Raw genomic sequence first — 21,874 nt, forward strand, 5'->3', positions numbered from 1 at the left:
TTTTGGTATGCGATTAATATATAACAACGTAGGAAAATGGGAGCGCCTGGAGTTACAGAAATGTAGTTTCGGGCACTACTCCTATATGGAGACAAGATACATGGCAGAGAAGAAACTTAGTGAGTGTGATCAGAGCATTGGAGCATATTACGATGTGTTGTATAGTTTTACACGAACAACCGTAGATTTGAATAATATGGCGTGTGACGATGGTGCAGAGCCTAAGAAACTATCGAAACGTTTTCAGAAATTGATACATGCTTTTATGCAACTTTGTATGATTGATGAGGATATGGATCAGTGTGTCCCGAACAAGAAAACAGAACGAAAGAAAGAAAAAGTGCAACCCCAAAAAGAGGAAGAACTCCCCGATAATTTTATTCAGGAAGTTGACGGATGGGCATTGTGCCCTGTATGCCGTAAGAGAATCTTAAAACTGACAAGTGAAACAAAGGTTATAAATCTTCCAGCATATTGTAAAATTTGTCATGATGAATATATAATTAGTTGGTGGAATATTGATAAAAAGAATATACCATATCATAGGTATATTAATAAGTCGTTCTGGATAGATCCGCACATGATTCGTGATGAGGGTATGAAGGGAACGGGTGTTAAGTCGTTCTTAAATACAAGGACTAGTGCAACAGAGAGAGTTGCCATGCATTTATAACTATAGTATCAAAACAGTATCAAAAAAGCTGAGGAATGCTATATATAAGCACAACTCAGCATTAAAAAAGCAGATAACGGGAATCGGACCCGCCTCTCCAGCTTGGGAAGCTAGCGTTCTACCGATGAACCATATCTGCAAGTAGTTGTCATATTCATTTGGATGCCGGCAGTGGGACTTGAACCCACACGATGTTGCCATCAACAGATTTTGAGTCTGCCTCGTCTGCCAATTCCGACATGCCGGCGCATTCATAGCAACAAAGACGTTGCGACTGAACAGTGACTATGTTAACATAAAAATAAAATAAAATCAACCAAAATGTAGAAAATATTAAGAAAAATTACTGGAAGCAGCGGAAACTTTCGGGTATAATAGTTACATTACATGTATTGCTGATGGGGTGGCTTTACGATGAAAAAAATAGCAATTGTTACAGATGGCTGGCGTAGATTCGCAAATTATGCATGGATCAGTGGCAGCAGACAGTATATAAAAGAACATCATCTGGATGTTGATATTTATGTCTTTAATAGTTTTGGTAATTTCAGCAGAGACGAGAAATTCAATAATGGAGAATATAATATTGTAAATCTTCCAGATTTCAGGGAATTTGATGGTATTATTCTGGAGGTGACGAATATTTCACCGGAGAATATCCGGAATGAGATCATCGATAATGTGAAGAAGTCCCAAGTTCCGGCCGTTTCTCTGTTAGAAGAGATTCCAGGGTTATATTATACGGGAATCAATAATTATTCTGCAATGGAGAAGATTGTGGAGCATCTGGTGACAGAACACGGATGCAAAACACTGAATTATGTGGGAGGACCGGTCTGGAATGGCGAAAACAAGGAAAGACTTGCAGCTTACTGTGATGTTTTGAAACGTCATGGAATAGAAGTGGAAGAACAGAGGATCATTCATAAAGACTATGAGATCGATACAGGTGAATGGGGATTTGATTATTTTCTGAACAGAGAGCTTCTTCCGGAGGCGTTTGTATGTGCCAACGATAACATTGCGGTCGGACTCTGCCATCGTGCTGCAGAACTTGGATATCGGATTCCGGATGATTTTCTTGTGACCGGATTTGATAATTTTGATAAAGCATGTATCTATGAACCGAGGATTACAACTGTAGGCTTTACGAAAGAAAACATTGCATATAAAGCAATGGGATTGCTGGATCAGATCTGGAGAGGCAATAAGACGGAACGGATTTTATATGTGGATGTACAGTGGGTATTTCAGGATAGCTGTGGATGCAAAGCAAGGCATCCGGTCAGCAGAGGACAGTATGTGATCGATCGGATATTCGGGGAAGTACGTGAGACAGATTTTCTGAATGAGATGCTGGATTTAAAGCGTCATCTTCTGGAATGCAACAGTTATCTGGAACTGGCAGAGTGGCTTCCGCCGTATTTCAGAGGTCTGCATTGCGAAGGAATGTATTTTTATATGAACAGGGACATCCTGCAGGCGGAAGAGATGGATATTCTGGAAGAAGATATGGCAGAAGCATATGTTAAAAAGGGGTATCCGGAAGAGATGGATCTGGTTCTTGCATGTGGACATGGAAAGCAGTATTGTAGTATGGAGCGGAAAAAGGGAGAACTGATTCCACAGTTATGGAAGGAAGCACCCGGAAATCTGTATCTGTTTGCTCCAATCCATTTCCGTGACAGAGAAGTTGGATATCTGGTTTTACAGAACTGCGATTATATTTTAAACCATCAGCTTTTGTTTGAGATCATGACGACAATTCAGGAGTCACTTGAGAATCTGTACGGAAGACTTGTGCTGAAAAGAATGAACAAAAAGCTGTCTCTTTTGTACATTATGGATTCACTTACCGGATTATATAACCGGATGGCATATAATAAGCTAGCGATACCACTCTATGAGAGATGTATGAAAGAGAACAGGACAATCATGGTCATGTTTGTGGATGCAGATCATTTGAAATACATCAATGATAATTTTGGACATGATATGGGAAATCTTGCCATCAGCAGTATTGCGTCGGGAATCCGTCAGTGCTGCCCACAAAGTGCAGTTTCCATGAGATACGGAGGAGACGAATTTGTGGTACTTATTCCGGACTATGATCAGGCGAAAGCGGAAGAACTAAAGAGCAAAATTGAGCATACATTGCAGAAAATATCGGATACGCACAGATCTGGTTTCCGGATTGAAGCAAGTATCGGTTATGTGATCGCAGACAGAAGTTCTTCATCACTGAATGATTGCATCAATGAGGCTGATGAGGAAATGTATCGTCTGAAAAGGGCTCGTAAGGCTGAGAGAGTGGATGCCCCATTATGATAGAAAGAAGATAGAGTAAGTGGAAGTTTTTAGTAATTTGTTACAACCGAATCAGAAGAAAAGGATCATGACAGTGTCAGGGAAGGCAATTTTGTTTTCCCTGATTCCTGTCATTTGTTTTTATCTTCTGGAATTTTATCAGCATAATCCGTTTCAGGAGGTAAGAACAGAAGCCCAGCTTTTTAATATTTTCTTGTTGGAACTGACCGCATGGACTTTATTTTTTCTGGCTGGAAGAGCTGTGTTGGCGCTTCGGATCGAGCTTGTTGCGGTTATGATCTTTGGACTGGTGAACCATTATGTTATGGAATTTCGTTCAACGCCGTTTGTTCCATGGGATATTTTATCGGTAAATACGGCTGCCAGTGTAGCGGGAAACTATGATTTTACGCCTTCAGGAAGGGTGATTTTAGTAAGCATTCTTTTTCTTGCACTGATTTTTTGCGTCCGTTTTTTGCGTTTCCGATCTGAATGGAAATTATATGCAAGAATGATATCCGCAGCGCTTGTCGTACTGGTGCTCTGTGTCTTTGTAAATGCACTTCAGAATGATGATTTTAAAACAAAGCATTATCTGTATCCGTTTTTATTTACACCAGCGTATATGACACAGGTGAACGGTATGCTTGTTACATTTGCCATGAATCTGGAGTATATTGCGGTGGACAGACCAGCGGATTATCATGCGGAGGATGCAAAAGAGACTCTGGAGACCTATGAAAGCGCAGATGCAGCAGACAATACAGAGGATTTACCGAACATTATTGTGATTATGGATGAGGCATTTTCAGATCTGTCAGTGGTAGGAGACTTTGAGCCCAATGAGGATTATATGCCATTTGTACATAGCCTGGAACAGGGCAATGACAATACGGTTACCGGATACCTGAATGTGTCTGTCTGTGGGGGCAATACGGCAAATACAGAATTTGAATTTCTGACCGGAAATACGATGGCATTTCTTCCGGCAGGAAGTATTCCGTATCAGCAGTACATTAAGAGCGAAACTCCAAGCCTGGCAGAATATCTTTCCGGGCTGGGATATGAAACATATGGAATGCACCCGTATAATGCTTCCGGATGGGACAGAGATCGTGTCTATCCGCTTCTTGGATTTGAAAATACCAGATTTTTTGATGATTTTACAGATAAAACTTTCTTAAGAAAATACGTAAGTGATGACAGTGATTTTAAAAATATCATTCAGACGTATGAACAGAAAGACGAAGGTCATCCGGCATTTATCTTTAATGTAACCATGCAGAATCATGGAAGCTATACGGATGCATATAATAATTTCACACCGGATGTTACGGTTACAGGTACAGACAGCTTTGTGCTGGAACAGTATCTGTCCCTGATTAAACGGACGGATCAGGCTCTGGAAAATCTGATTGATTATTTTGCAGGGCAGAAGGAAAAGACAATCATTGTGTTTTTTGGTGATCATCAGCCGGCAGACAGTGTTGCAGCACCGGTTCTGGCTTTGAATGGGAAAGATGTGAATTCGTTAAACAGTGAAGACCAGAGACTGCGCTATCAGGTTCCGTATGTTATCTGGGCAAATTATGATATTGAGGAAGGCACCGGAGAGGATACGAGCGCAAATTATCTTGCAGCCAGAGTACTTCAGACTGCCGGCGTTCCGACATCCGCATATCAGAATTATCTGCTGGAACTTGAAAAAGATTATCCGGTCATATCAGCGGTCCGTGTTGAAAAGGCAGACGGAACGGAGACGAATAGTAAAGAAGAAAAGAAAGGACTACTTCAATATCAACAGCTGCAATATTACAGCCTGTTTGATGAAAAAGAGGATTAAGAATGAAAAACTGGTGGAAACAACTTACAAGGAAAAAATATTATCCGCATATGATTGCGTTTCTGATCCCGTTTCTGGCTTGTCTGGGAATCTGTATCGGAAACGGAGTCTATCCATTTGGTGAGAATTGTATTTTACATGTGGATATGTATCATCAGTACTGCCCGTTTTTTACGGAATTTCTGGAGAAACTCCAAAACGGAGAAAGCCTTCTGTACTCCTGGAATCTGGGGCTTGGATCTGATTTTGTGTCCTTATATGCGTATTATCTGGCCAGTCCGTTGAACTGGCTTCTGATTCTGTGCCCGAAAGCATATGTGATCGAGTTTATGACGGTGCTGATTCTTGCCAAGATAGCATTAAGTGGTGTGACTTTTTTCCTGTTTCTGAAATATCATTTCCAACTGACTGGAAAAGACGGAGTGCTTCATGCTAACAGCAGAGTGCCGGCTATTGCCTGTGGAACCGCATATGCGATGTGTGGATTTGTGGCAGCATACAACTGGAATATCATGTGGATGGACTGCATTGTGCTGGCACCAATTATTTTCCTTGGACTTGAAAAATTAGTAAAGGAGAATAAAGTTGCCGTATATTATGTATCGCTGGCAGTGGCGATTGTATCGAATTATTATATTTCAATCATGATCTGCCTGTGTCTGGTCTTTTATTTTCTTGTGCTTTTTGTGTCACAGAAAGAGGAAAGATGGGGAGCACTTATCCGTTTTGGAATTTATTCGCTTCTTGCAGGTGGAACAGCGGCCATTCTGTTAATCCCGGAATATCTGATCCTAGGATACAGTGGATCACAGGGAATCAGTTTCCCGGAAACAGTCAGCTGGTATTTTAATCTGATCCAGGAGCTTTCGAGAAACTGTCTCACCGCATATGTTTACACGGGAAGGGAACACTGGCCGAATCTTTATACCGGTGTTTTTACAATGTTGTGTGTGGTTCTCTATGTGTTTAACCGCAGAATCTCATGGAAGAAAAAGATTCCTTCACTTGCAATGCTTGGTTTCTTCCTGATTAGTTTTTCCAATAATTATCTGGATTTTATCTGGCATGGGCTGCATTTTCCAGATTCACTCCCGGGAAGACAAAGCTTTTTGTATTCGTTCTTAATTCTTGTGATGTCATTTGAGACGATACGGAAATGGAAAGGAAATAAAATCTGGCATATTGTAGTGGCTTTTCTGGCTGGTAGTGGCGTACTCATTGCAGGTTTTATGCAGATGGATGCGGAACTGGTTGATCCGCTGGCATTTTATGTGACCGGCATTTTTCTGGCAATCTATGCAGTGATCCTGCTGCTTTGCAAAAAGTCCAACCGTGCGATGCGAAGAATGTTCCGGAATCTGGCGTTTGTTGTCGTAATCTGTGAGCTTACTGTGAATATGGCAGTTACGAGCTTTTCGGTTACAAGCCGTACTGCATATACCGCTAAGATGGACGATTACCAGTCACTTCTGGAACAGGCAGAAGAGGATAATGAGCAGGACGGGAACGGGTTCTATCGTGTGGAAGATGCAGAGAGAATGACGAAAAATGACGACATGTTATATGGATATCCTTCCGGAACGCAGTTTTCTTCACTTATGAATATCAATGTGAGCCATTTTTATCAGAGAGTACTGATGGAAGGTGGAAAGAATTTCTACTGTTACAATGGGGCAACTCCGTTAATCTCGGCGATGCTTTCGGTAAAATATATGCTTTCTGACAATGCTATGGACGAAAGTCCGCTTCGCACCATTGTTGGAACTTCCGGAGATAAGGTATTATATAAGAATAATTACTGTCTTCCGCTTGGCTTTATGATGACAGAAGAGGAAGTGGAGGCGTGGGATAATACCACAGGGGGAAAAATAAAAAATATAAATTCATTAGGCTATGCTTTGGGAGCACAGGCAGATATGCTCCAGCATGCGGATTGCAGTGAGACGGATTTAGAGGGAGAATCCACAATCGTCTTCCAGGATGAAGGATATTATTATGCCGTTTATGACCGGTGCAGTGCAGATACACTGACTGCGGTATCCCAGGATGGAACGGTTCGGAATTATGCCAAAACAACACATCGTTATCTTCTTGATCTTGGTTATCATAAAATCGGAGATACCGTTACCATATCGAATGCTTTGATGGAAAATCTGTCGTTTCAGGTGTATCGTCTGGATCTGGATGTTGTGGATCAGGCTTACGAACGCCTTTTGGAACAGACGATGGAGCTTACCTCACAGACGGATACACATATTACGGGCAGCATTGATGTGAAAAAAGAGGGAAGGCTCATTTTCTCGATTCCGGATGAAGCTGGTTGGAAACTGTATGTGGACGGGGCAGAACAGGATATTGAGTCATTCAAAGAAACTTTTATCAGCGTGCATCTGACAGAGGGTGAGCATTCCATCGAATTGCGATATATGACACCGGGACTTTTGGATGGAGCAGCGATCAGCGCAGTATGCATCGGCCTGTTTGGTTTGTTGATGCTTATACGCAGACAAAGAAGGAGAACTCATGGAAAACACGAAGAATAAAGAACGGATCAGTGTTGTTGTTCCCTGCTTTAACGAGCAGGAGACACTTCGAAAGCTGTATGAAGAACTGAATAAGACTGCTTCCGGAATGGAGGAGTATGAGTTTGAGTTTATTTTCGTAAATGACGGTTCCAAAGACCAGACGATTCTTCAGATGAGGGAACTTGCCGAAGCCGATCAGAGAGTGAAATACATCTCGTTTTCCAGAAATTTTGGAAAGGAATCTGCACTTCTTGCAGGGCTTGCAGCATCTACAGGAGATTATGTTGCAACTATGGATGCGGATCTTCAGGATCCGCCATCACTTCTTCCACAGATGGTAAAACCGGTGGCGGAAGGAATCTGCGACAATGTGGCAACCAGACGGGTGAACCGTAAAGGAGAACCATTGATCCGCTCGCTCTGTGCCCGTACATTTTATAAAATTATGAGACATATGTCTGATGTGGATATTGCGGATGGGGCAAGAGATTACCGGCTTATGAACAGAGCAATGGTAGACAGCATTCTTTCGCTGAGTGAATATAACCGGTTCTCCAAAGGCATTTTTGCGTGGGTCGGCTATGAGACAAGGTGGCTTGAATATGAAAATGTTGCAAGGACAGCAGGAGAGACAAAGTGGAGTTTCTGGAAACTGGTAAAATATTCGGTGGATGGAATCGTGAATTTTTCCAATGTTCCGCTTCTTTTTGCATCCTATCTTGGAATCGGACTTACGATTGCTTCGTTTGCCGCGATCCTGTTCGAGATCATCCGTTATTTTCTGTTTGGAGATCCGGTAAGTGGATGGCCTTCTCTTGTGTGTATTATTACTTTCCTGGGAGGAATTCAGCTGTTTTGCATGGGAATCATGGGACAGTACATTTCAAAGATCTATATGGAAGTGAAGAAAAGACCGCATTATATTATTAAAGAATCAAATATAGAAACAGGAAAATCGTGAGATTGAATTTCCGCTTTCCTTGTGTCATAATAGGGAATAGAGTGCAGGTAAGACAGAAATGGAGGGATTTTGAATGTCTAGAAATGAATTACAGGTCAATTGTGCGCCGGAAAATTTAAAAATCCGCCCTTACGAGCATCGCGCACAGTATTACGAAACGGATCAGATGGGAATCATCCATCACTCCAATTATGTAAAATGGATGGAGGAAGCGAGAATGGATCTGATGGATCAGATCGGTCTCAATTATAAACAGATGGAAGAAATGGAGATCATCAGTCCGGTTCTTTCCATTGAAGTGGAATATCGCAGTATGGTTCATTTTGACGATACGGTGGTAATCCAGACAAGACTTACCAAATACAATGGAATCAAGATGGAAGTAGAGTATCGTATGACAGATAAAGAGACGGGAGAACTCAGAACAACAGCGAGAAGTTCACATTGCTTTTTGAATCGTTCCGGCAAACCGATCTCGCTGAAACGGACCTATCCGGAACTTGATACGAAATTTTTTGAAATGAAGGAAGATTAATATGATACCTGAAAGATTACAACAGTTAAGAGAGGAAATGGCAAAAAGAAATATTGCGGTATATATTGTACCAACAGCCGATTTCCATGAATCAGAATATGTAGGCGAACACTTTAAGGCAAGAAAGTTTATTACCGGCTTTAGTGGATCTGCCGGAACTGCAGTGATTACCATGAAGGAGGCCGGACTCTGGACGGATGGAAGATATTTTGTCCAGGCTGGCGAACAGCTGAAAGGAACTACGGTGAAACTGTTTCGCGTGGGTGAAGAAGGTGTTCCAACGGTGAATGAATACGTTGAGCAGGTATTACAGGAGAAAGAGTGCATCGGTTTTGACGGAAGAGTTGTAAATGGCGCCTGGGGTGCTCAGCTGAAGGCGATCGCAGATAAGAAACACGGTTCTTTATATGTAAAGGAAGATCTTGTTGATCTGATCTGGAAGGACAGACCGCAGCTTTCTGCGGAGCCGGTCCGTATTCTGGAAGAAAAGTATTCTGGAAAAAGCACAAAGGACAAGATCGCAGATGTACGGAAGGTCATGGAGAAAAAGGGTGCCGATCTGCATCTTTTAACTTCTTTATATGATATCGCATGGCTTTTAAATGTGAGAGGCAATGATATCAGCTATGTACCGGTCGTGTTATCCTATCTGGCACTTTCCCGGGAAAAATGCATCTGGTTTGTTCAGGAATCCGCACTTTCTGAGGAAGTGAAAGAGTATTTAAAGGAGAATCAGGTTGAAGTCCAGCCGTATGAGGCGTTTTATGATTATATTCCTCAGATTGCAGATGATTCGACGATCCTTATGAATGCTGCAACAGTCAATTACCGCATCTGCAGCAGCATTCCGACTTCCTGCACAATCCTTGATGAAATCGAGCCAACGGTATTGATGAAAGCAATCAAGAATAAAGTGGAAGTGGACAATACAAGAAACGCACACGTAAAGGACGCAGTTGCAATGTGCAAATTTATGTATTGGCTGAAAAATAATATTGGAAAGATTCCGATGACAGAGATTTCGGTGTCCGATTATCTTGCAGATTTAAGAGCAGAACAGGAAGGCTTTTTAGATCTGAGTTTTGGAACAATTTCAGGATATTCCGAGCATGGAGCAATCTGCCATTATTCCGCAACACCGGAGAGTGACAAGGAGTTAAAGCCGGAAGGTCTGTTACTTGTTGATTCCGGTGGACATTATAAAGAGGGAACAACTGATATCACAAGAACTTTCGCACTTGGACCAATCACGGATGAAATGCGAAGAGACTTCACTCTGATCTGCCGTTCAAATATGAATCTTGCAAATGCACGCTTCCTGTATGGATGTACCGGTCAGAATCTGGACATACTTGCAAGAGGACCATTATGGGATCTTGGACTGGATTTCAAACATGGAACCGGACATGGAGTTGGTTATGTACTGAATGTCCATGAAGGTCCAAATGGATTCCGCTGGAGAACTGTGGCTGAAAGAAATGACAGTGCAGTACTGGAAGAGGGCATGATCACAACAGATGAGCCTGGAATCTATATTGAAGGCAAATATGGTATCCGTACAGAAAACGAACTTGTGTGCCGCAAGGGCGAGAAGAATGAGTATGGACAGTTTATGTATTTTGAGAACATTACATATGTGCCGATCGATCTGGATGCGATCGATCCAAAACAGATGACTTCTGTTGAAAAACAGCGGTTGAATGATTATCATGCGAACGTTTATCGTGTGGTATCCCCATATCTGAATGAGGAAGAAAGAGAATGGCTGAAGGTTTATACAAGAGCCATTTAGTAGAAAGGTATTAAAGAAATGAGTAAGAAACTGGTGCTGATCGATGGACATAGCATATTAAACCGGGCGTTTTTCGGACTTCCGGATCTGACAAACGCGGAAGGAGTGCACACAAATGCTGTGTATGGATTTTTAAATATTATGTTCCGTATTCTGGAAGAAGAAAAACCGGATTATCTCACGGTTGCTTTTGACCTGTCAGCACCGACTTTCCGACATAAGATGTTTGACGGCTACAAAGGAACAAGGAAGCCAATGGCACCTGAGTTAAAAGAGCAGGTTCCACTTATGAAGGAAATGCTCCGGGCAATGGGAATCTGTATTGTAGAAAAGGAAGGGTTTGAGGCCGATGATGTGCTTGGAACACTTTCCTGCAGAGGTGAACAGGAAGGAATGGAAGTCTCTGTGATCTCGGGAGACAGAGACCTGTTACAGCTGGCTACAGAGCATGTTCAGATCCGCATTCCAAAGACGAAAAAGACTGGAACTGAGATTGAGAATTACTACGCGAAAGATGTAAAGGAACGCTATCTGGTCACTCCGAAAGAATTTATTGATGTGAAAGCACTGATGGGAGATACCTCGGATAATATTCCAGGAGTTCCCGGAATTGGAGAAAAGACAGCGACGGCACTGATTGCGCAGTATGGAAGTATTGAAGCAGTTTATGAACATGCAGATGAAGTGAAACCTCCAAGAGCTTCCAAAAATATCGTGGAATTCTGGGATCAGGCGGTTATGAGTAAGACACTTGCAACGATCATCACAGATGCAGATGTTGAATACTCGTTTGATCAGGCAGAGCTTTCGGACATTCAGGAACTTTATACGGAAGATGCCTATGTGCTTTGCAAGCGGCTGGAATTCAAAAATCTTCTCGGAAGATTTCAGCTGGATTCTCCGACAATCAATGTGGAGGAGCAGTTTCAGATCGTGAAAGATCAGAAACTGGCGGAAAAGATCTGGAAAAAAGCAGGTGGAAAAAGTCTGGCTTTTCATCTGATACCGGCAGAAAGCGGAAAGAAAAAAGAGAAACTTCAGACAGAACCAGGTGGACAGATGAGTCTGTTTGAGACCGGAAAAAAGGAAGTTTTATCCGGTATGACACTGGCTTTTGGAGAAGAGGATATTTATCTGTTCCTGACAGGTCAGGGAATCACAAGTGAATTCCTTATCGATGCATGGCAGAATGCAAAGGCTTCCAGACGGATCTCATCGGATCTGAAAGCGGAACTGCAATATTGTCAGCCCGCAGGTTCAATTGGAACAGAAGAGGAATGGAATCATTATCTGGATATGCGAAAGGGATATATGGATACCGGAATTGCTGCATATCTATTAAACCCGCTGAAGGGCGAATATCCATATGAAGATATTGCAAGTGAGTATCTCGGAATGATGCTTCCATCTAAAGCAGAGCTGTTTGGAAAGAAATCTTTTGAACAGATGCTTGAAGAAGATGAAAATACTGCGGCAAAACCGTTATGTTATGATGTATACACCGCATGGAAAGCATCAGAAATCCTTGAAAAAGAATTAAAAGATCAGGGAATGTGGGAGTTGTATCAGAATATAGAGATGCCACTGGTGTTTGTACTTTCTGATATGGAAAAGCAGGGAATTTCCATTGATGCACAGGCTTTAAAAGAGTATGGAAGCAAGCTTGCAGAGTCTATTTCGGTGCTGGAACATCAGATTTATGAGAAGGCTGGTGAACAGTTCAATATCAATTCACCGAAACAGCTTGGAGTAATCCTTTTTGAAAAATTACAGCTTCCGAATGCCAAAAAGACAAAAACCGGATATTCTACATCAGCGGAGGTTTTAGAAAAACTTGCTCCGGAATATCCAATCGTATCGGATATTCTTTCTTACAGACAGCTTACAAAGCTGAAATCCACCTATGCAGATGGGCTTGCAAACTGTATTGCGGATGACGGAAAGATCCATACAACATTTAATCAGACGATAACAGCGACCGGGCGACTGAGCAGCACGGAACCAAATTTACAGAATATACCGATTCGAATCGAACTTGGCAAAGAGATCCGCAGAGTTTTTCATCCGGAAAAAGATTTCCTGTTTGTGGATTCTGATTATTCACAGATTGAACTCCGTGTTCTGGCATCCATGTCAGGTGACAGACAGCTGATCGATGCATACAGACAGCATTCGGACATTCACAGGATTACTGCTTCACAGGTATTTCATATTCCGTTTGATGAGGTCACACCTCTTCAGAGAAGGAATGCGAAGGCTGTTAATTTTGGAATCGTATACGGAATCAGTTCTTTCGGACTCAGTCAGGATCTCAGTATCAGCAGAAAAGAAGCGGCAGAGTACATTGAACGTTATTTTGCAACCTATCCGAAAATCAAAGAATTTTTAGATCAGACGGTAAAGGATGCAAAAGAAAAAGGGTATACAACAACATTATTTGGAAGAAGAAGACCGGTTCCGGAACTTTCATCCAGCAATTTTATGCAAAGATCATTTGGAGAACGGGTGGCAATGAATTCACCGATTCAGGGAACCGCAGCAGACATTATCAAGATTGCCATGATCCGTGTGCATGACAGACTGATGAAAGAAAATTGCAGATCCAGACTGCTTCTTCAGGTACATGACGAACTGCTGGTCGAGACATACAAAGAAGAGAAGGAACAGGTGGAGAAAATTCTTGCTGAGGAAATGCAGGGAGCTGCAGATCTTGCAGTATGTCTGGAAATTGATACAGAATCCGGTGAAAACTGGTATGAAGCACATTAAGGAGTAAGCCATGAAGTTTATAGGAATCACAGGTGGAGTTGGAGCCGGAAAATCAGCAATTCTTTCTTATCTGGATCAGAAACCGGATATACGGGTAATGCTTGCGGATGAGATTGCACATGAGCTGATGAAAAAGGGGACTTCCTGTTATGATAAGATCCTTGCTGCATTTAAGAATGCTGATATTTTAGATGCATCGGGAGAATTTGACAGGGGAAAGCTGGCTTTCGTAATTTTTTCAGATGAAAAAAAACGTGAGAAGATGAACGGGATCGTCCATCCGGCGGTAAAGGAATACGTGGAGGAACAATACCGGATTGAGAGGGAAAAAGGACAGTTATCCTGCCTGTTTCTGGAGGCAGCTCTTTTAATTGAAGAACATTATGATGAAATTTGTGATGAACTCTGGTATATTTATACAAGTGAGGAGAATCGAAGAAGTCGTCTGAAAGAATCAAGAGGATATTCAGACGAGAAAATCGATGGAATATTCGCCAGTCAGCTGAAAGAAGAGGAATACCGCAGACATTGTAGGGTGGTCATCGACAATAACAGCGGACTGGATGACACATATTTACAGATTGAGAAAGCTTTGAGGGGATAAGGCCGATGAGTGATGTACAAAAAGACCAGGATACACTGGTATTTGGATTGGATATTGGAACAAGAAATGTTGTGGGAACGGTAGGCTATCGCACGGAAGAGGGAGAGTTTATCGTTACAGCACAGTATTCGAAAGAACATGAAACAAGGGCTATGCTCGATGGACAGATCCATGATATCGGACGTGTAGCAAGAACAATTGAAGCAGTCAAAGAAGATCTGGAAAGGCAGATCGGGCATCCACTGAAGGAAGTATGTATTGCTGCTGCCGGCCGTGTGTTAAAGACAATCACGACACACGTGGAGTATGAATATCCGGAAGAATCGGTAATTACCGATGAAGATGTGCATACACTGGATCTGCTTGGTATTGAAAAAGCCCAGGAAATCTTAAAAGAACAGAATGATACCAAATATCATTTCTACTGTGTCGGATATTCTGTAGTGAAATCATTTTTAAATGATGAGGTATTTATTCAGATCGTCGGACATAAGGCAGACAAGATCGGTGAGGATATTATTGTTACATTCCTTCCGGAGGACGTTGTAGACGGATTGTATGCAGCAGTGACACAGGCCGGATTAAATGTTGCAAATATGACACTCGAGCCAATTGCTGCAATTGATGTAGCAATTCCGGAAAGCTATCGTATGTTAAATATCGCGCTTGTCGATGTCGGGGCAGGAACATCCGATATTTCGATTACACGCGATGGCAGTATTATTGCATACGGAATGATTCCATATGCAGGCGATGAACTGACCGAACTGATTGTGCAGCATTACCTTGTGGATTTTAATACGGCAGAAGCCATGAAACTTGCTTCTACAACCGGTGAGGAGATTACGTATGAAGATATTATGAGTATTTCCCATACAATCTCTTCGCAGGAGGTGTGGGATGTTACAGCACCGGTTACGGAGAAGATCGCAAATGAAGTTGCCGGCAAAATCCGTGAACTGAACGGAGACCAGCCAGTCAGTGCGATCTTTGTTGTAGGCGGCGGTGGTAAGATTCATGGATTTACCGATAAACTCGCAGAGTTTTTGGAACTTCCAAAGGAACGTGTCGCTTTAAGAGGAGAGGAAGTCTTAAAAGAAGTTACTTTTGAACAGCCTGGAATCAGGAAGGATCCGCTCCTTGTGACGCCAATCGGTATCTGTCTCAATTACTATGACCAGAAAAATAATTTTATTATGGTCCGTTTTAACGGAGAGCGGTTAAAATTATATGATAACAACAGACTGACGATTGTGGATGCAGCACTTCAGGCAGGATTCCCGAATGATCAGCTGTTTCCAAAGCGTGGCGTTCCGATTAATTTTATGGTAAACGGAAATGCCAGAATCGTCAGAGGCGAAGCGGGAGAGCCGGCCATTGTGACAATGAATGGAAGACCGGCGAATATCAATACAAAGCTTGAACCGAATTGTGAGGTTACGATCGAGCCTTCGACGGCAGGAGACGCTGCAAGCTATAAGATCAGCCAGTTAGAGGAATATACCTCGTCTACCATTGCTTTTACCGTAAACGGAAAACATATTATCTGTCCGAAATTTGTGGAAGTCAATGGCAATCTGGAGCCGGAATCGTATGAGATTAAAGAGGGCGACCAGATTGAGACACGGAGTTTCTATACGGTAGAGCAGGTAGCTGAATTTATGGATATTGAAGTAAATCAGGATTATCAGATTCTTGTGAATAACCGTGTGGCAGATATGAATTCTCTTGTATATGAGAATTTTTCCATCGACTGGACTGTTTTATCTTATGGGCGCACCTATTCGGAAGATATTTATGTGGATGAAGAACCGGTGCAGGAAGAACAGGAAGCAGTTTTGGAAGATACCGAACAGGAGAATCATGACACGGAGCAGGAGGCAGAACCGGTTAAAAACGATATCGCAGAGCCAGATGTCAATAATGCGATGGAAGCGGAACTGCAGCGCCTTGAAGCCGAATTCGGAGAGCATGAAAAACCTGTCAAAACAGAAGAAACAAAAGACGAAGGGGCAGAGGTTCTGCCGGCTTCTGATGGCATTACCGTATATGTAAATCATGAGCCGGTTCAGATGACCGGAAAAGAATCCTATATTTTTGTAGATATATTTGATAAAATAGATTTTAATCTGAATGACGGAAGAGGAAGATCCATAGTCACCAGACTGAATGGTGCGGAAGCTCCATACATGGCGACACTTCATACCGGGGATCAGATTGAAGTATATTGGGAAGAGAAGTAAGATGTTAGAGTTATGCAGTATTGCAAGTGGAAGCAGTGGAAACTGTATCTGCGTAGGCTCTGATGATCACCACGTCCTGATTGATGCAGGAATCAGCGGAAAGCGTATTGAAAATGGTCTGAATGCCATTGGTCTGAAAGCAGATGAGCTGGACGGAATTATGGTGACACATGAGCATATTGATCACATTGCGGGGCTCGGGGTTATGGCAAGGCGTTATGGTTTGCCTATCTATGCAACTCCTGGAACCATTGGAGCAATTAAAAATACAAAATCAGTTGGTAAAATAGACCATGAGCTTTTTCATGAAATCCATGAAGATGAGAATTTTAAGATTGGAGATCTGGAAGTTGATCCGATCGCAATCTCACATGATGCGGCAGAACCGGTCGCTTACAAAGTCTCGGAAAGCAGACACACCATGGCTGTAGTGACAGATCTTGGTAATTATGACCAGAAGATCATTGATAAACTGCAGAATCTGGATGCGCTTCTGTTAGAGGCAAATCATGATATACATATGCTTCAGGTAGGATCCTATCCATACCCGTTAAAACAAAGAATCCTTGGAGACAGGGGACATCTATCGAATGAACGGAGCGGCCAGCTGCTTGGCCAGCTTCTTCATGATAAATTTGGCACAATTATGTTGGGACATCTGAGTAAGGAAAACAATTACGAGGAGCTGGCTTATGAGACAGTGCGTCTGGAAGTAACACAGGGAGATAACCCATACCGGGCAGATGATTTCCCAATGTATGTTGCAAAGAGGGATGCGGTTTCCCCGATTATCCGTGCAGAATAGTAAAAGGAGATTATTATGGAAAAAACAATGGACAAAGCAATCATTACAGTAGTTGGTAAAGATACCGTAGGTATCATTGCACGTGTATGCACCTATCTGGCAGACAATGGTGTAAATGTGTTAGACATTTCACAGACAATCGTTTCCGGTTATTTTAACATGATGATGATCGTTGATATGGCTTCCGCAAAGAAACATTTTGCAGACATTTCCGGAGAGATGGATACATTGGGAGAAGAAATTGGTGTTTCAATCAAATGCCAGAGAGAAGAAATCTTCGAAAAAATGCATCGTATCTAATCAGATCTTAACATGGAGGAAAGCAAATAATGATTAACAGCTGGGAAGTACAGGAAACCAATGAAATGATCGAAAAGGAGAACCTGGATGTAAGAACAATTACACTTGGTATCAGCCTTTTGGATTGTATTGATTCTGATCTTGATCGTCTGAATCAGAATATTTATAACAAAATTACAACTGTTGCGAAGGATCTTGTAGCAACAGGCGAAAAAATCGAGAAAAGCTATTCGATTCCAATCGTAAATAAAAGAATTTCCGTTACACCAATTGCTCTGGTGGGAGGATCTGCATGTAAGACACCGGAAGATTTCACAACGATTGCAGCAACAATGGACCGCGCTGCAAAAGCAGTAGGTGTAAACTTAATCGGTGGTTATTCTGCCCTGGTATCAAAGGGTATGACAAAAGCAGACGAAATGCTGATCCGTTCGATTCCTCAGGCACTTCACAACACGGAGAGAGTATGTAGTTCTGTCAACCTCGCATCTACAAAGACAGGTATTAATATGGATGCGGTAAGACTTATGGGAGATATTATCCTTCAGACCGCAGAGATTTCGAAAGATAATGATTCTGCGGACTGCATGAAGCTTGTTGTATTTTGTAATGCTCCGGATGACAACCCATTTATGGCGGGGGCATTCCATGGAGTAACAGAAGCAGATGCAATTATCAATGTCGGTGTCAGCGGACCTGGTGTTGTAAAAACTGCATTAGAGAAGGTTCGTGGAGAGAATTTTGAAGTTCTTTGCGAGACAATCAAAAAGACAGCATTCAAGGTAACCAGAGTTGGTCAGCTTGTTGCACAGGAAGCATCAAAGATGATGAATATTCCATTTGGTATCGTAGATCTGTCGCTTGCACCAACACCAGCAATCGGCGACAGTGTTGCAGATATTCTCTGTGAGTGTGGACTGGAATATGCAGGCGCACCTGGAACAACTGCTGCACTTGCCATGTTAAATGATCAGGTGAAAAAGGGTGGCGTTATGGCATCCTCTTATGTTGGCGGATTAAGCGGAGCATTTATTCCAGTCAGCGAGGATCAGGGAATGATCAATGCAGTAGAAGCAGGAGCAATCAGCCTTGAGAAGCTTGAAGCCATGACTTGTGTATGTTCTGTCGGACTTGACATGATCGCAATTCCTGGAGATACAAAAGCTACCACAATTTCCGGAATGATCGCAGATGAAATGGCAATCGGAATGGTAAACCAGAAAACAACAGCAGCCCGTCTGATCCCTGCAATCGGTAAGACCGTAGGGGATAAAGTTGAATTTGGCGGATTATTCGGTTATGCACCGGTTATGCCGGTAAATCCATATTCCTGTGAAGCATTCGTAAACCGTGGAGGAAGAATCCCGGCTCCAATTCACAGCTTTAAAAACTAATTGATCAGAAGTTAAAAAACAGTCTTTGCTTTTTAAGAGCAAAGGCTGTTTTTGTTATTTATTAGTGAAACTAATATGACTGAGTAAATAATTTCATAAGGCTAATAGCGCCTGGCACATTGTAAATCAAATTTTGTCATGTTACAATGAAACATGTAATTGATAATTAAGTTTACGAGAGGTAATTAAAATGAAAAAGATGTCTTTAAAAGATGAGTTATCAGCAACTTCCTATCCTGGAAGAGGAATTGTAATTGGAAGATCCAAAGATGGCAAATCAGCAGTGACTGCATATTTTATTATGGGAAGAAGTGAGAACAGCCGTAATCGAGTATTTGTGGAAGACGGAGAAGGCATCCGTACACAGGCATTTGATCCATCAAAATTAAGTGATCCAAGTCTGATCATTTATGCACCGGTTCGTGTACTTGGAAATAAAACGATCGTAACAAACGGAGATCAGACAGATACCATTTATGATCTTATGGACAAACAGCAGACTTTTGAACAGGCACTCAGAACACGTGAATTTGAGCCGGATGCGCCAAATTATACACCACGTATTTCCGGAATTATGCATATTGAAGAAGGAAAATTCAATTATGCAATGTCTATTTTAAAGAGCAATAACGGTAATCCGGACAGCTGCAACCGGTATACTTTTGCATATGAGAATCCTCAGGCTGGAGAGGGACGTTTTATTCATACTTATATGGGAGACGGTAATCCACTTCCAAGCTTTGAAGGAGAACCGGTATGTGTGGATATCGATGGAGATATTGATACATTTGCAAAACTTGTATGGGAGAACCTGGATGAGGACAATAAGGTTTCCCTGTTTGTAAGATATATTGATATTGAGACTGGTAAATACGAATCCAGAATTATTAACAAGAATAAATAAATCTTTGACAGGATATTCAATAGAAAAGTGGAATAGGAGCAGAAATCATGCAGGAATATGAATTAAAATACGGATGTAACCCAAATCAGAAACCTTCCAGAATCTATATGGAGAACGGAGAACTTCCAATCAAGGTATTAAACGGAAGAGCCGGATATATCAATTTTTTAGATGCATTTAATGGATGGCAGCTCGTTCGTGAATTAAAGAAAGCAACCGGTCTTCCGGCAGCTACTTCATTTAAACATGTATCACCGGCAGGCGCAGCAGTAGGACTTCCACTCAGCGATGTTGAGAAAAAGATCTACTGGGTAGATGATCTGGACATTGAGTTCACTCCGCTTGCAAATGCGTATATCAGAGCAAGAGGCGCTGACCGTATGTCATCATTTGGTGATTTTATTTCTTTATCCGATGTATGTGATAAAGAAACAGCACTTGTAATCAAAAGAGAAGTATCTGACGGTGTGATTGCACCAGGTTATACAGAAGAAGCTCTTGAGATTTTAAAAGCAAAAAAGAAAGGCAATTACTGTGTGATCGAGATTGATCCAGCTTATGAGCCGGCTCCAATCGAAAGAAAACAGGTATTTGGTATTACTTTTGAGCAGGGAAGAAATGAACTGAACATAGATGATAAGTTCTTTGACAATATCGTAACAGAGAATAAAGAACTTCCGGATCAGGCTAAGATTGATCTTGCAATTGCAATGATCACATTAAAATATACACAGTCAAATTCCGTATGTTATGTAAAAGGCGGACAGGCAATTGGTATCGGAGCTGGTCAGCAGTCCCGAATCCACTGTACACGTCTTGCAGGATCAAAGGCAGATAACTGGTGGCTGCGTCAGTCTCCACAGGTTCTTGGTCTTCAGTTTGTAGACGGAATCCGTCGTGCAGACAGAGACAATGCGATCGACCTTTATATGGGAGAAGATTATATGGACGTTCTCGCAGAAGGAGAATGGCAGAAGATCTTTAAAGTAAAACCTGCAGTTTTCACAGCAGAAGAAAAGAGAGCATGGCTGGATAAAAATACCGGTGTTGCACTTGGATCAGATGCGTTCTTCCCATTCGGAGACAACATTGAACGCGCGCATAAGAGTGGCGTATCTTATGTTGCAGAGCCAGGTGGATCGATCCGTGATGATCATGTAATCGATACCTGCAATAAATATGGAATGGTTATGAGTTTTACTGGAATTCGTCTGTTCCATCATTAATGAACAACCAAACAAAAGAGTCAAGCAGTTTCCTGAGATACGGAAACTGCTTTTTATTTTATAGGGAAGTAATTGCCAGGATTGGATGAAATTTAGTACATAAATGCAGTTGATTTGGGAAAATAGTAGTATATAATTAGGAATGATACGAAAAGAATACCCCTCTCAGACAAAAGAGGTGACGATAAAGAGGAATGAATATGACAAAAAAACAGAGAGCATTAGAGGTAATTCAAAGATTAAAAAAGGCATATCCGGATTCCGATTGTACATTGGATTATGATCAGGCATGGAAACTTCTGGTCAGTGTGCGCCTTGCAGCACAGTGTACCGATGCGAGAGTTAATGTTGTGGTGGAAGATTTGTATAAGGTTTATCCGGATGTGGATGCACTGGCAGATGCACAGCCGGAAGACATTGAACAGATTATAAGACCATGTGGCCTTGGAAAAAGCAAAGCAAGGGACATCAGTGCATGTATGCGCATGCTGCGAGAAGAGTATCATTATGAGGTTCCGGACACGATGGAGGAGTTGTTAAAGCTTCCGGGTGTTGGCAGGAAAAGTGCGAATCTGATTCTTGGTGATGTCTATGGAAAACCTGCAATTGTAACAGATACACACTGCATCCGTCTGAGTAACCGGATCGGACTTGTGGATAATCTAAAAGATCCAAAGCAGGTGGAGATGGCACTTCGAAAGATCATTCCACCGGAAGAAGGAAACGCACTGTGCCACAGATTTGTCGATCATGGAAGAGAAGTCTGTACGGCAAGAACCATACCGCATTGTGAGATCTGCTGCCTGGCAGATGTGTGTCGGTATTACCAGTCACAACAAAAGTAAAAACAAAAATACAGGAGTCGTAAGTTTGAAACAAACAAGCAGAGGACAGCCTAAAAATAAAGAGCATAGCAAATAAACCGCCTAAGCAGTCGGTTTTAAAAATTGAATATATACACAACACCTAATCAGGTAACAGGAACAACATCAT

Annotated in this window: 16 protein-coding genes and 2 tRNA genes; 16 read left to right on the plus strand and 2 right to left on the minus strand. The window is 41.9% G+C overall.

Annotation, left to right across the window (positions count from 1 at the left end):
- Window positions 1-100: 100 nt before the first annotated feature.
- Window positions 101-673 (plus strand): cysteine-rich KTR domain-containing protein, encoded by a 573-nt coding sequence (locus FYJ75_RS09850; protein WP_154430275.1) that lies wholly within the window; start codon window positions 101-103, stop codon window positions 671-673.
- Window positions 674-741: 68 nt separating this feature from the next.
- Here FYJ75_RS09850 and FYJ75_RS09855 read toward each other — a convergent pair.
- A tRNA-Gly gene (locus tag FYJ75_RS09855) sits at window positions 742-812 on the minus strand.
- A 24-nt stretch (window positions 813-836) separates the two neighbouring features.
- Window positions 837-920: transfer RNA gene (locus FYJ75_RS09860), tRNA-Leu, on the minus strand.
- A gap of 167 nt (window positions 921-1,087) precedes the next feature.
- Between FYJ75_RS09860 and FYJ75_RS09865 the strand changes: the two genes are divergently transcribed.
- From FYJ75_RS09865 to FYJ75_RS09935, 15 genes are all read left to right on the plus strand, one after another.
- The gene (locus FYJ75_RS09865) at window positions 1,088-3,001 is read left to right on the plus strand and encodes a GGDEF domain-containing protein (protein WP_154430276.1); all 1,914 of its coding nucleotides are present in this window, start codon (window positions 1,088-1,090) and stop codon (window positions 2,999-3,001) included.
- 67 nt (window positions 3,002-3,068) lie between these two features.
- Window positions 3,069-4,823 (plus strand): LTA synthase family protein, encoded by a 1,755-nt coding sequence (locus tag FYJ75_RS09870; RefSeq protein WP_154430277.1) that lies wholly within the window; start codon window positions 3,069-3,071, stop codon window positions 4,821-4,823.
- Window positions 4,824-4,825: 2 nt separating this feature from the next.
- Entirely contained in the window at window positions 4,826-7,366 is a 2,541-nt protein-coding gene (locus FYJ75_RS09875; protein WP_154430278.1) for a YfhO family protein, read from the plus strand.
- Window positions 7,347-8,309: a glycosyltransferase family 2 protein gene (locus tag FYJ75_RS09880; RefSeq protein WP_154430279.1), complete on the plus strand. Its 963-nt coding sequence runs from the start codon at window positions 7,347-7,349 to the stop codon at window positions 8,307-8,309. Before FYJ75_RS09875 ends, FYJ75_RS09880 begins: the two co-directional genes overlap by 20 nt.
- A 73-nt stretch (window positions 8,310-8,382) precedes the next feature.
- The gene (locus FYJ75_RS09885; protein ID WP_154430280.1) at window positions 8,383-8,844 is read left to right on the plus strand and encodes an acyl-CoA thioesterase; all 462 of its coding nucleotides are present in this window, start codon (window positions 8,383-8,385) and stop codon (window positions 8,842-8,844) included.
- 1 nt (window position 8,845) lies between these two features.
- The gene (locus FYJ75_RS09890) at window positions 8,846-10,636 is read left to right on the plus strand and encodes an aminopeptidase P family protein (protein ID WP_154430281.1); all 1,791 of its coding nucleotides are present in this window, start codon (window positions 8,846-8,848) and stop codon (window positions 10,634-10,636) included.
- 18 nt (window positions 10,637-10,654) lie between these two features.
- A complete protein-coding gene (gene polA, locus FYJ75_RS09895; protein WP_154430282.1) occupies window positions 10,655-13,405 on the plus strand; it encodes a DNA polymerase I in 2,751 nt (916 codons plus the stop codon).
- Window positions 13,406-13,415: 10 nt separating this feature from the next.
- The gene (coaE, locus tag FYJ75_RS09900; protein WP_154430283.1) at window positions 13,416-14,009 is read left to right on the plus strand and encodes a dephospho-CoA kinase; all 594 of its coding nucleotides are present in this window, start codon (window positions 13,416-13,418) and stop codon (window positions 14,007-14,009) included.
- A gap of 5 nt (window positions 14,010-14,014) precedes the next feature.
- Window positions 14,015-16,252: a pilus assembly protein PilM gene (gene pilM / locus FYJ75_RS09905; RefSeq protein ID WP_154430284.1), complete on the plus strand. Its 2,238-nt coding sequence runs from the start codon at window positions 14,015-14,017 to the stop codon at window positions 16,250-16,252.
- A 1-nt stretch (window position 16,253) separates the two neighbouring features.
- Window positions 16,254-17,057 carry an MBL fold metallo-hydrolase gene (locus tag FYJ75_RS09910; protein ID WP_154430285.1) on the plus strand — a complete coding sequence of 268 codons (804 nt, stop codon included), beginning with the start codon at window positions 16,254-16,256 and terminating at the stop codon, window positions 17,055-17,057.
- A gap of 15 nt (window positions 17,058-17,072) precedes the next feature.
- Window positions 17,073-17,357, plus strand: coding sequence for an ACT domain-containing protein (locus tag FYJ75_RS09915; protein WP_154430286.1), 285 nt, complete (start codon window positions 17,073-17,075; stop codon window positions 17,355-17,357).
- A gap of 29 nt (window positions 17,358-17,386) precedes the next feature.
- Window positions 17,387-18,751: a PFL family protein gene (locus tag FYJ75_RS09920; RefSeq protein WP_154430287.1), complete on the plus strand. Its 1,365-nt coding sequence runs from the start codon at window positions 17,387-17,389 to the stop codon at window positions 18,749-18,751.
- Window positions 18,752-18,941: 190 nt separating this feature from the next.
- Window positions 18,942-19,655, plus strand: coding sequence for an IMP cyclohydrolase (locus FYJ75_RS09925; protein ID WP_154430288.1), 714 nt, complete (start codon window positions 18,942-18,944; stop codon window positions 19,653-19,655).
- 47 nt (window positions 19,656-19,702) lie between these two features.
- On the plus strand, window positions 19,703-20,881 hold the full coding sequence (locus tag FYJ75_RS09930) for a phosphoribosylaminoimidazolecarboxamide formyltransferase (RefSeq protein ID WP_154430289.1): 1,179 nt from the start codon (window positions 19,703-19,705) through the stop codon (window positions 20,879-20,881).
- Window positions 20,882-21,081: 200 nt separating this feature from the next.
- Window positions 21,082-21,726: an endonuclease III domain-containing protein gene (locus tag FYJ75_RS09935; protein ID WP_154430290.1), complete on the plus strand. Its 645-nt coding sequence runs from the start codon at window positions 21,082-21,084 to the stop codon at window positions 21,724-21,726.
- Window positions 21,727-21,874 lie beyond the last annotated feature (148 nt).

The sequence above is a fragment of the Roseburia porci genome (assembly GCF_009695765.1).
Classification (GTDB): domain Bacteria; phylum Bacillota; class Clostridia; order Lachnospirales; family Lachnospiraceae; genus Roseburia; species Roseburia porci.